The following is a 12,328-nucleotide window of genomic DNA, read 5'->3' as shown; positions in this document are numbered from 1 at the left end:
CATGGCCGTTCACTCTATAACGAACGAAACCTTTGTGGCGATTGCAGCTTGCCGAAACATCTTCATTCAAACCACGCCCGGCGCTCATTGAAGGTGTTTTCGATCAATTCGACGATCATCCTTACCTGCGCGTCGTCCCCGGAATGGGCGTTGACCGCCATCCACACCTGACGTCGCATCGGCTGGTCAAACAGGCCCGGCAAGGCGATCAGCCCGCGGTCGAAGTGGCTCATGTAGTGCGGCAGCAGACCTATGCAGGCACTGCAACGGATCATCTCCAGCATCAGCTCCCAGGATTGCAGCTGCACCGCTCCGGCCAGGCGCTGATCCACCAGCGCATTCCATGGCCGCAAGCTTTCTACATGGCCGTCCTGCTGCCATTGCACCAGGAGAAAATCGGCCAGGTCATCCAGGCATTCCGGCCTGGAAGCGACCCGCGAGTAGCGCTTGGCAATGTGCGCCAGGTAATCCAGTTGCACCAGACGCCGGGGTTCAGTGGTGGCAAAGCTTGGCCCCGGTAACGGCGACTCGGTCTCGCCCAGCCACACCACCACGTCGGCGCTGACCGCCTGCAATGACAATTCGCTGTCGAGCGTGATGATGTCCAGCCGCACGCTGGCGTTGCGCCGCAGCAGTGCAACCAGGCCGCGTCCGAGAATGTCATGCAGGATCGAATCCGCCACGGCCAGGCGAATCAACGGCTGCTCGATCACCGGCAAATTGCGCTCATGGGCCAGGGCGATCAATTGTGCGTGCAAACGCAAGCCATCGCGGCTGAGGCTGAAACCATTGTCTGAATGGTTGAACAATGAACACTGGAGCTGCGTCTCCAGCAGCACCAGTTGCCTGCGCAGGCGGGTGGCCTTGAGGTTGAGACTGCGGGCGGCCTGCATGAAGCAACCGCAACGGGCGCTGACGGTGAAACACAGCGCCAGTTCGGGGTCGATACCTGCTGCCAACTGGCGCCAGGAGGTGTTTTTATCAATGGCTACACGATACTCGGTAGCCCCCTGGCGGGTGCTGGTTTCCATGACTGACATCGAGGACTCCCTGTCGATCTGACACTGACAGTTGCATCCTGCGGGTCGTTCATGAACCTGCCATGACAAAGACTCAGGTGCTGGGCGTCTGACGAAAGCTCACGGCCAGGCGGTTCCAGCTGTTGATGGTGGTGATGGCGATGGTCAAGTCGACCATTTCGCTTTCACTGAACTGCTCCCGGGTTTGGGCGTAGACATCGTCCGGCACATGGCTTTCGCAGAGCAAGGTGACCGCCTCGGTCCAGGCCAGCGCGGCTCTTTCCCGCGGATTGAAAAAATTACTGTCGCGCCAGACCACTATGGAATAGAGGCGCCGATCGCTTTCGCCCAGGCGCCGTGCATCCACGGAATGCATGTCGGTGCAGAAGGCACAGCCATTGAGCTGCGAAGCACGAATCTTGATCAGGTGCAGCAGGCCCTGCTCGATGCTCAGGCTGCTGGTCAGGGCCTCCATCGCGATCATGGCTTTCATCGCTTTGGGGGACGCGCTGTAATAATCCAGGCGGGGGGTCATGGAGCGATCTCGTGCAGCATTGATGTGACCTTCACGGTAGTCGCTGGCTCGCAGGCAAGACAGATCCAATCAGGCGATTTCCCCGGGGACCACCGCCACCAGACCAATTGACGATTTTTCCACTGCACAACTTCTGTACCACCAGCTGATAGGGGTAATCTTGCGCGACGCACACGCGCCTCAACAGCCCCGGAGCCTCGCCGGTATGGAACTACATGTTGTCATCAACGGCCGCAAGGACCTGGCCGGCCAGCTGTACAACCAACTGCGCAGCGCCATCGAGTCCGGTCGCCTGACCGCCGGGACGCAACTGCCGCCCAGCCGCTTGCTGGCCGGGCAATTGGGTATTTCGCGCAAGACCATTTCCGATACCTACGCCCAACTGACCTACGAAAACTTCCTCACCGGCGTGGTCGGCAAAGGCACTTACGTCAACGCGCGCACTTCGAAGGTGCAGCGTAAACAGAGCCATTGCGAGCTTGCCGGTTTCGAGGTGATCGAGTCCTGGCGCAACCTGCCGGTGTTTCTGCGTCACCCGACGCTTGAGGGCTCGCTGCGCTACGACTTCATCGGCGGCGCCACCAGCAAGGGCCAGTTTCCCCAGGATGACTGGCGACGCTGCACCTCTCACGCACTGCGCCAGATTGCCGGTTCCAAAGGCCTCTACAGCCTGCCAGAGGGTTTGCCAGCCCTGCGCAACGCCATTGCCCGGCACATCGCGTTCTCCCGCGGGGTCAATTGCCAGGATGAGGATGTGGTGGTGTGCAACGGTGCGCAGCAGGCGCTGGACCTGATCGCACGGGTGCTGATCAGTCCAGGCAGCCTGGTCGCCATGGAAGACCCAGGCTACCCACCGGCGCGGCTGCTGTTCGGCAGCCATGGCGCCACGGTGATTGGCATGCCGGTGGACGCCGAAGGCATTGTGGTGGACCAGATTCCTCGCGGTACGCGCCTGATCTACGTCACCCCTTCGCACCAGTTTCCGCTGGGCATGCCGATGAGCCCGGCGCGTCGGGTAGCCCTGCTGGCCAAGGCTCATGAGCTGGGCGCGATCATCATCGAGGACGACTACGACAGCGAATTCCGCTACGAGGGCCGTCCTGCCGACTCCCTGCAAAGCATGGATGAACGGGGGATCGTCGCGTACGTCGGAACGTTCTCGAAAACCCTGTTGCCGGAACTGCGTCTGGGCTATGCGATCCTGCCGCCAGCGATCCTCGAGGCCGTGGTGCGTGCCAAACAGCTCACCGACCTGCACACTTCGACCCTGCCACAATGGGCGCTGGCCAAGTTCATCGCCGAAGGCTGCCTGCTCAAGCACATCCGGCGCTGCCATACGATCTATGCCGGGCGCCGCGAGCGAATCCTGGCGCGCATGGCCGGCGATCTTTCGCCCTGGCTGGAGGCGGTGCCGACCACCGCCGGTTTCCACTTGGTGGTGATGTGCAAAGTGCCGATGGATATTCCATTGGTGATCGAACTGGCGAAAAAAGTCGAAGTCGGGCTCTATGCCATCGACAGCTTTTTCTATCAGCAAGCGCCCAGGGCCGGGCTTTTCTTCGGTTTTGGCGCCATCGAAACCCTCGACATCGACATTGCCCTGGACCGTTTGCGCGACATTCTGCAGCAGGTAGCCTGACGGATTGGCCTGCGGCTTTATCCGGCGATTGGCTATTGGCGGTCCCCGGGGGCAGGCCTATCCTGCATAGGCGTTATCCCTCAATGAGCAGGATTCGTCCGGCCTGATTCAGGAGTGTGAGCAATGTCCCATGAAGTGATCAATACCGTACAGGTACAGGCCGCCGCCGGCCGCTCGGATGAACTGGGTAAGCAACTGCAAAAGATTGTCGAAACCCTGCGTGAACTACCGGGCTGCGAATCCTATATGGTCGACCGCTGCCCCGAGGACACCAATCGCTGGACCGTCAGCGCCCACTGGCAATCGGAAGCGGCCATGCGATCGCATTTCAACTGCCCGCAGGTCCAGGGTTTTATCAGCCTGATCGATAGCCAACTGGCCAATGCCGTGGACTTCAACAGTTTTCCGATCGTTTAAAAACAAGATCAAAAGATCGCAGCCTGCGGCAGCTCCCACACGGAATTCTCCGTAGGAGCTGCCGCAGGCTGCGATCTTTGCTTTTAACGCCGGTTAATTGGTCCCCTCGCCTTCCCGAATATTGGCTGTTTGATCGTTACCACTTGCGCACTACTGTGGATTGCAACAACCAACCACCGCAGGTAACGAACCATGAACGTGTTGCGCTTCTGTGCTGCCCCCCTTGCCGCCCTGGTCCTGATGTTTTGTGCATCGGCTTTTGCCCATGATCCTGCGGAAAAGGTCACTGTCCTGCAGGACGAAATGCTGAAGAACGTCCCCGGTAAAAAAGCGCTGATGATCGAAGTCGATTACCAGCCCGGCCAGTCGTCCATCGCCCATAAACACGATGGCACCACCATGGCCTATGTCATTTCGGGAGCAATCGTTTCTCAGGTCAAGGACGAGCCGGCGAAAACCTACAAGGCCGGTGAGTTCTGGTATGAGCCGGCGGGGTCGGAACACCTGGTGTCGAAAAACGCCAGCGCAACCAAGCCTGCCAAGTTGCTGGTATTCATGGTTTTGGCCCCGGACGAGAAAGTGTTGATCCCATTGGAACACTGATGGCTGAACGTACAGCTATAAATTAAAAGGCTCGAATCACGGATTCGGGCCTTTTAATTTCCTCACGCAATTAACCGAGAACTTTTAAACCAAACAAAACTATTGGCCACCGGACAAGTGCAGGTATTGGCTATTTAAATAAATCATTCAGGGTTTAGTCTTGAGTCACCGCCGGTACCACGCCGGCAACTTTAATTTTCGACTGAAGTTGTTTCACTGGAGAAACACCATGAAACTTGCGCTTGCCAGTACGTTGACCATGGCTGTTGTTTTAACCGGCTGCTCGATCCCCACCGCGCCCACGGCGATCTCTTCGCTGAACGGTATCTTCACCGAACCGGTGGGCCGCAGCGGTGCCACCAGCATTACCAACGGTAGCCAAGTTTCGTTGGGCGTTATCTACAGCCAATCCACTCAGACCAATCGTGCCTACCTTCGGGATTATCAAGCCAACGCCGGCACCGGTTTCGGCCAGAGCCTGCTGGTGCAGCCGATTCATGACGCCTACGTAGCCACCTCCAGGCCAGACCAGGCCGTGGATTGGGTCAAGGCCTCCCTGCAGCGGCAATTTGGCTCGGTTATCGTATACCCGGACATTCAGAGCCTCAGGGCAGCGAAACCGGATGTGATGGCAGTGGTCGACACCCGCAGTCAACTGATGACCTCCCGCAGTTCGGATATCCAGGCGGATGTCCGTGCGGACTTTTATGACAAGAACTTCAACTACATCGGTACTGCACAAGGGCATGACGCCAAGGCACTAAGTCCGGTATGGGCCGACTATAAACGCAGTGAAGAGATAGTTGCGGACATTAATGAACAACAGAATGTGCAAGTAAGGGCCCTGCAAAAATTTGACCAATCGCTCAGTAATTTGCTGACCAGCCCGACAAGTAATGTGTCGATGCTTGATAATAAATCAAKCCAGAAGTTGTATTGAAATCAATGGCCCCATCGCGGGCAAGCCCGCTCCCACAGTAATTGGTGTCTTACACACCACTCATGTACACCCCATTTACTGTGGGAGCGAGCTTGCTCGCGATGGCGCCGGTACAAACACCACAAGATTCCCAGGCAAAAAAAAGCCCCGCATCTTTCGATGCGGGGCTTTTTCATTCAACGCCTGATCAGGCAGCCGGTTCCAGCTCGGCGGCGACAGCGGCAGGCACTACCGCTTGACCGCTCAACGCCAGGTCCAGCAGTTCGCGGTTGGCCACCGCGTACATGGCGTAGTCGGTGCCGCTGGCGGCACGGATTTCCACCAGCATGACGCGCCAGCGTTCGATCATGCTCTCGTGCTGATCCATCCACAGCGCCAGGCGTGTTTCCACGTCCCGGGTACCATCGCCCTGTTGCAGGACCGAGATGGTGATCGCACGTTGCTGCCAGTCGACGTCATCGCGGAACGCTTCACGGGCCAGGGCCTGCCAGTTGTTTTCAACCGGCAGAGCGCTGATCTGTTGGATGTACCAGGTGATGTCCAGCGCGCTGCCCACGGCGAAGTAGGCCTTGGCCACCTCTGCCGGGTCCTGGCCAGTCACGTCGGAAGCCTCGATGATCGGCAGCAGGGTATACAGGTGCGAGGTGCCAGCCACCATACGCGCCAGAAGCTCCGGAACACCGGCTTCGACGTAAGCCTGATAACGGCTCTGCCAGTTTTCACGGATCTCGCCACTGAGCAGCTCGTCGAGCTTCAGACCCAACTCCTTCAGGTGCGGACCGAAGTGCGCGACGTCACGTGCAGCGTTCTGCTCGTTGCGACGGGCACGCAGGAACCAGCGCGTGGCGCGGCGGCCCAGACGCATCAGCTCGTCCATCAGCTCCAGTTGCACGTCGGCGGAGACCTGGTAGTCCAGGTTCTCGATCTGACGGAACCAGTGCGGGAGGTGGAAAATGTCGCGCACGATCACGTAGGCGCCGGCCACGTTCGCCGGGCTCATGCCGGTCGACTCTTTGAGTCGCTGAACGAATGTGATGCCCATGTGGTTGACCAGGTCGTTGGCGATCTGGGTGCTGACGATTTCGCGCTTTAGACGGTGACGACGCATCGCCGCGGAGAACTTGCTCACCAGGGTTGGCGGGAAAGCGGTTTCCATGTCGCGGGTCAGGTAGTCGTCGTCCGGCACCAGGGAGCCCAGCAGCTGCTCCTTGAGGTCGATCTTGCTGTACGAGATCAGCACCGACAGCTCGGCACGGGTCAGGCCATGGCCTGCCGCGATGCGCTCGTTGATTGCATCTTCGGCCGGCAGGAACTCGATGGCGCGATCCAGCTTGCCACGGCCTTCCAGGTCGTTCATCAGGCGCTTGTATTCGGCAATCCGCGGCAAGGCGCGACGGGCTGCCAGGGACAGGGCCTGAGTCTGCTTGTAGTTGTTGCCCAGCACCAGACCACCGACTTCGTCGGTCATGCTCGCCAGCAACTGGTTACGTTGCTTGTCGGTCATGTCGCCGGCCTGAACCACTTCGTTCAGCAGGATCTTGATGTTCACTTCGTGGTCGGAGCAGTCCACGCCACCGGCGTTGTCGATGAAGTCGGTGTTGGATCCGCCGCCATTGAGGCCGAATTCGACGCGACCCAGTTGGGTCATGCCCAGGTTACCGCCCTCGCCCACGACTTTGCAGCGCAGTTCGTTGCCGTTCACGCGCAGTGCATCGTTGGCCTTGTCGCCGACATCGGCGTGGGTTTCGCTGCTGGCCTTGACGTAAGTACCGATACCGCCGTTCCACAGCAGATCCACCGGTGCCTTGAGCAAGGCATTGAGCAGTTCGGTCGGGGTCAGCTTGTCGGCCGAGATGTCGAAGCGTTCCTGCATTTGCGGGGAAATCGCAATGCTCTTCGCGCTACGGGAGAAGATGCCGCCACCTTCGGACATCAGGCTGGTGTCGTAGTCCGACCAGGCCGAACGCGGCAGGTCGAACAGGCGCTGACGCTCGGCGAAGCTCGATGCCGGCTCAGGGTTCGGGTCGATGAAGATGTGCAGGTGGTTGAAGGCCGCGACCAGTTGCAGCTTGTCGGACATCAGCAAGCCGTTGCCGAACACGTCACCGGCCATGTCGCCGACGCCCACAACAGTGATGCTGTCTTCCTGGACATTGATGCCGCGCTCGCGGAAGTGGCGCTGTACGCCGACCCACGCGCCCTTGGCGGTGATGCCCATCTTCTTGTGGTCGTAACCGGCCGAACCACCGGACGCAAACGCGTCACCCAGCCAGAAGCCGTAGTCGATGGCAATGCCGTTGGCGATGTCGGAGAAGGTCGCAGTGCCCTTGTCCGCAGCCACTACCAGGTACGGGTCATCGTCGTCATGACGCACGACGTTGGCCGGCGGCACCAGGGCGCCGTCCTTCAGGTTGTCGGTGATGTCCAGCAGGCCCGAAATGAAGATGCGGTAGCAGGCGATGCCCTCGGCCGCGATCTCGTCACGGCTGCCGCCCAGTGGCAGGCGACGCGGCAGGAAGCCGCCCTTCGCACCCACCGGCACGATGACCGAGTTCTTGACTTGCTGGGCTTTTACCAGGCCCAGGACTTCGGTACGGAAGTCTTCTTCACGGTCGGACCAGCGCAGACCGCCACGAGCCACGTTGCCAAAGCGCAGGTGCACGCCTTCGACGCGCGGCGAGTAAACGAAGATTTCGAACTTCGGTACCGGCTTCGGCAGTTCGGGAATCAAGCGCGGGTTGAACTTGAAGCTGAAGTACGACTTGTTATGGCCGTTGGCATCGGTCTGGTAGAAGTTGGTGCGCAGGGTGGCCTTGATCAGGTCCAGGTAGCGACGCAGGATGCGGTCTTCGTTCAGTACCTGGACGTCGTCCAGGGCGCTATGAATCGCGTGTTCCAGGCGTTGCTGCTTGTCGTCCAGATCGTCGCCGGTCAGCTTGCGCGCCAGGTAGAAACGGGTCTTGAACAACCGGGTCAGCTCGCGAGCGATGTCGGTGTGGTTGTTCAGGGTGCTGGCGATGTAGCCCAGGTCGAAGCCCAGACGAATCTGCTTCATGTAGCGGGCATAGGCACGCAACAGTGCAACGTCGCGCCATGGCAGGCCGGCGGTCAGTACCAGACGGTTGAACGCGTCGTTCTCGGCTTCGCCACGCACGATGTGGACAAAGGCGTCCTGCAGCGTGTCGTTGAGTTGCTGGATGTCGAGTTCCAGGCCTTCGGCGGCGGTGAACGCGAAATCGTGAATCCAGAACTCGCGGCCACTGTTGTGGCGCAGGCGATACGGGAACTCACCCAGCACGCGCAGGCCGAGGTTTTCCAGGATTGGCAAAACGTCGGACAGCGCCAGCGGGGTATCGGCGTGATACAGCTTGCAGTGCAGTTCGCGCTGGCCGGACACCTGGCCCAGCGGCTGGTAGAAGCTCATCACCAGCGGATTTTTTTCGTTCAGGCTCAGCAGGTGCTGCATGTCGACCACAGCCGAGTGGGCTGCGAAACGCTCGCGGTAGCCGGCCGGGAAGCCTTTCGGGAAGTCGGCCAGCACGTTGGTGCCGTGGGCTTCGCCGAAGCTTTCGACGGTCAGGGCGGCGTAGTCGTCCTGCCAGCTGCGGCAGGCCTGCACCACTTCTTTTTCCAGCAGCAGCGGGTCGATGTCGAGGCGGTTTTTCGGGTCGACGCGCAGGATCAACTGCACGCGGGCCAGCACGGACTCGGAGAAGAAGGTCCAGAACTCGCAGTCGGTGGCTTTCAGGCGATCCATCAGCACTTGCTGGATCTTCTGGCGCACTTCGGTGGAATAGATGTCACGCGGCACGTAGGCCAGGCAGTAGCAGAAACGGCCGTACGGGTCTTTGCGCAGGAACACGCGAATCTTGTTGCGTTCCTGGATCTGCACGATCGACATCACGGTGCTGAACAACTCGTCCACCGGGGTCTGGAACAGATCGTCGCGCGGCAGCACTTCGAGCACCTGCGCCAGTTCCTTGCCCAGGTGAGCCTTGGCCTGGAAGCCGGAGCGGTGTTCGATTTCCTCGACCTTGCGGCGGATGTACGGGATCACCCGCACGCTCTCGCCATACACCGACGAGGTGTACAGGCCCATGAAACGGCATTCCTTGATGACCTTGCCATTGGCGTCGATTTCGCGGATCGACACGTAGTCCGGGTAAGCCGGACGGTGCACACGGCTTGGGTGCGCGGCCTTGGCGAACGTCAGCAGGGTCGGTTCGCGCAGGTAGTTCACGGCGTAGTCTTCGATGCGCAGGTCATCGTAGGTCAGGCCGGCGCGCAGCAGCTTGGTCAGGCCAAGGAAGGAGTCATTGTCGTAGACGATGTGGCCGCCATCGGCTTCATCGCTGACCACGAACTCTTCGTAGCCGAGGAAGGTGAAGTGGTTGCCCACCAGCCATTCCAGAAAGCTCTTGATTTCGTTCTTTTCGTCGGCATCGACGGCGAACTGGCTGTTGTCCAGCTTGGTCAGGATGTCCTGGACCTTGGCCTTCATCGGCTCGAAATCGCCAACGGCAACGCGGACTTCACCGAGCACCTGCTCCAGCTCTTTGCTCAGGACATTGAGCTCGGCAGTGTTGGCGCAGCGGTCGATTTCCAGGTACATCAGCGACTCTTGCTGAATGTCGTCGCCCTGGGTGCCTTTAGGCAGGATTTCCAGCAACTCGCCCTTGCTGCCACGACGCACGCTGAGCACGGTGGTTTGCAGGGTATGGATGCTGTAACCGCGGCGGTTCAGCTCGGTACGCACCGAGTCCACCAGGAATGGCAGGTCGTGGTGCAGCACTTCGACCGCGGTGTGGGTCGACTGCCAGCCGTGGCGTTCGTAATCGGGGTTGTAGACGCGCACTTGCGGCTGCGCGTGATCGAAGCGCTCAAGCAGGCGCCACGCAGAAAGGGTGCAGCCAGCAAGGTCGGACAACCGACGCTGCGTCAGCTCGTCAAGGGAAATGATGCCGAAGAATTGTTCAGCGAACAGCGCCACTTGTGGCAGTGCCTGTTCACTGATGTGCTGCGCCAGTGCCGCTTGCAGTTGGTGCTGGAAGTCGGCTTTGCTGGCTGCGGTGAAGAACGCCATCTGTGGTACTCCGCTTGGGCTTGTTATTGATGGAAGCGTCGCGTGCAAAACCCCTGTTCGGGGCTACCCGTCACCCTGTTCCTGATTCTCGGGCAGAGGAAACAGGGTGACAGGTGGGTGAAGCTGGACGAGACACTCAAGTCACATTCACCTTCCGTGAATGGGCATCTGCAAAAACGACTGGGCCGGGTGCAGCGCAATGTCTTTACGGGTGCTCATCCGTTGCGCAGCTTAACGAGTGCGGCAAGGCCCATGCTTGCGGTGCTGCGACATATTCGGTCATCGGTACGCAGCTCAAGGCACGCGCATCGAACAACACTAGCATTCGCACAGAAAAATGACGGTTTTTTGTCCGGTTTTACGGGGCATGCGTACCAGAAATGACCAGTAACACTCTGCCCGTTCGCAACCCGGCCATTCACACGTGGACGAGCAGAAATGTGCGCGGGCTGGCAGAATCGCCCTTTGTTGCGTTTACCACGCCCGCCGGGCCAGGAATTTCCCATGAAAATGAAAACCGCCCTCTTGATCGTCAACCCTTGCGACGACGAAGAAGACAACATGGCCATGCTCTGCTGCCACAGCGACCAGGGCGAAATGTTCCTGATGAGCCGCTACCCGGATGAAGACGAGCTGGAAATCACCCTCGACGGCGAACCCTCGACGCTTGAGGGCGTGAAGGTCACGCTCAGCCCTACGCTGCTGAAGATCGAAATTGCGGCGGCGGATGCTGATGTGCTGAATGGGGATGATGTGTTGGAAATTACCTTTGATGCCGACATGACGGACCTGGCCGAAGTGGAAGAGACCTTGCAGAACATTCTTAAAGGCACTGGCACCTATATCAGCCAGCTCTGAATATCAGCGCCTGTTCCGGCCTCATCGCGAGCAGGCTCGCTCCTGCAATTGATCGTCGTACACCGTCAATGTAGGAGTGAGCCTGCTCGCGATGGGGCCGGCACAGCCACCCAATCACTCCCCTGCTACAAAAATCCAGCAATTACCCCAATCATTTCCCGCACTTTGCGCAAAATGCCGTTAGTCGCCGCCCCCCGCGATGGATTAAAGTAACGCCCCCAGCCCTGGCGTATTTCGAACGTCCTCGGCCACCCTTTTGCAGGAACAGTCATCGATGGAACATCGTGAAGCGCTACTCGCGCTGCGAACCTTTCTTTCAACGCAGATTCTCGGCCAGGAAAAACTCATCGAGCGCTTGCTCATCGCCCTGCTCGCTGACGGCCACATGCTGGTCGAGGGCGCTCCTGGCCTGGCCAAGACCAAGGCCATCAAAGAACTCGCCGAAGGCATCGAAGCTCAGTTCCACCGCATCCAGTTCACCCCTGACCTGTTGCCAGCCGACATTACCGGTACGGAAATCTACCGCCCGGAAACCGGCAGCTTCGTGTTCCAGCAAGGCCCGATCTTCCACAACCTGGTATTGGCGGACGAAATCAACCGTGCCCCGGCCAAGGTCCAGTCGGCGCTGCTCGAAGCCATGGGCGAGCGGCAAGTCAGTGTCGGGCGCAGCACCTATGAGCTGTCGCCACTGTTCCTGGTGATGGCCACGCAGAACCCTATCGAGCAGGAAGGCACCTACCCGCTGCCCGAAGCCCAGCTCGACCGCTTCCTGATGCACGTGAAGATCGGTTTCCCGGACGCGACGGTTGAACGCAAGATCCTGCAACAGGCCCGTGGCGAAGCCCTGAACGGCGAAGCCAAGCCTGAGCGGCGGGTTACCCAGCAGACGATCTTCGCCGCGCGCAAGGAAATCCTCGGCTTGTACATGGCCGACGCCGTGGAGGAATACCTGGTGCAGTTGGTCATCGCCACCCGCACCCCGGCCAAGTTCGATCCGGAGATGGCCGAGTGGATCGCCTACGGTGCCAGCCCGCGCGGTTCGATTGCCCTGGACCGCTGCGCCCGCGCCCACGCCTGGCTGGCCGGGCGCGACTTCGTCAGCCCGGAAGATATCCAGGCCGTGCTGTTCGACGTGCTGCGCCATCGCATCATCCTTTCCTTTGAAGCTGAAGCCGCTGGCATCGACCAGGACCGGGTGGTCCAGCGGATTCTCGACGTCGTAGCCGTCGCTTGA

Annotated in this window: 9 protein-coding genes; 6 read left to right on the top strand and 3 right to left on the bottom strand. The window is 59.8% G+C overall.

The window, feature by feature from the left end; all coding sequences use genetic code 11:
* Positions 1-62: 62 nt before the first annotated feature.
* Positions 63-1,040 (bottom strand): LysR substrate-binding domain-containing protein, encoded by a 978-nt coding sequence (locus tag AC1DXW_RS11800; protein WP_477754544.1) that lies wholly within the window; start codon positions 1,038-1,040, stop codon positions 63-65.
* Positions 1,041-1,113: 73 nt separating this feature from the next.
* Complete coding sequence (locus tag AC1DXW_RS11795; RefSeq protein WP_477754545.1) at positions 1,114-1,554, bottom strand: carboxymuconolactone decarboxylase family protein; 441 nt, start codon at positions 1,552-1,554, stop codon at positions 1,114-1,116.
* 205 nt (positions 1,555-1,759) lie between these two features.
* Here AC1DXW_RS11795 and pdxR point away from each other — a divergent pair, with 205 nt between their 5' ends.
* The 4 genes from pdxR (at position 1,760) to AC1DXW_RS11775 (ending at position 5,153) form a co-directional block, all read left to right on the top strand.
* Positions 1,760-3,193 (top strand): MocR-like pyridoxine biosynthesis transcription factor PdxR, encoded by a 1,434-nt coding sequence (pdxR, locus tag AC1DXW_RS11790; RefSeq protein ID WP_477754546.1) that lies wholly within the window; start codon positions 1,760-1,762, stop codon positions 3,191-3,193.
* A gap of 123 nt (positions 3,194-3,316) precedes the next feature.
* Positions 3,317-3,610, top strand: a complete 294-nt coding sequence (locus tag AC1DXW_RS11785) for a putative quinol monooxygenase (RefSeq protein ID WP_108215849.1) — start codon at positions 3,317-3,319, stop codon at positions 3,608-3,610.
* A 192-nt stretch (positions 3,611-3,802) separates the two neighbouring features.
* Positions 3,803-4,213: a cupin domain-containing protein gene (locus tag AC1DXW_RS11780; protein WP_477754547.1), complete on the top strand. Its 411-nt coding sequence runs from the start codon at positions 3,803-3,805 to the stop codon at positions 4,211-4,213.
* Between the two features lie 229 nt (positions 4,214-4,442).
* Positions 4,443-5,153, top strand: a complete 711-nt coding sequence (locus AC1DXW_RS11775; RefSeq protein WP_477760031.1) for an ATPase — start codon at positions 4,443-4,445, stop codon at positions 5,151-5,153.
* Between the two features lie 187 nt (positions 5,154-5,340).
* On the opposite strand, the gene AC1DXW_RS11770 is transcribed toward AC1DXW_RS11775, so the two are convergent.
* Positions 5,341-10,236, bottom strand: a complete 4,896-nt coding sequence (locus tag AC1DXW_RS11770) for an NAD-glutamate dehydrogenase (protein WP_477754549.1) — start codon at positions 10,234-10,236, stop codon at positions 5,341-5,343.
* Between the two features lie 504 nt (positions 10,237-10,740).
* Here AC1DXW_RS11770 and AC1DXW_RS11765 point away from each other — a divergent pair.
* A complete protein-coding gene (locus AC1DXW_RS11765) occupies positions 10,741-11,094 on the top strand; it encodes a hypothetical protein (protein WP_477754550.1) in 354 nt (117 codons plus the stop codon).
* 274 nt (positions 11,095-11,368) lie between these two features.
* A complete protein-coding gene (locus tag AC1DXW_RS11760) occupies positions 11,369-12,328 on the top strand; it encodes an AAA family ATPase (protein WP_477754551.1) in 960 nt (319 codons plus the stop codon).

It is taken from the genome of Pseudomonas sp. P4_C4 (genome assembly GCF_056402055.1).
The sequence above is the reverse complement of the archived record's forward strand: the minus strand, read 5'-3'. Positions and strand labels throughout refer to the sequence as shown.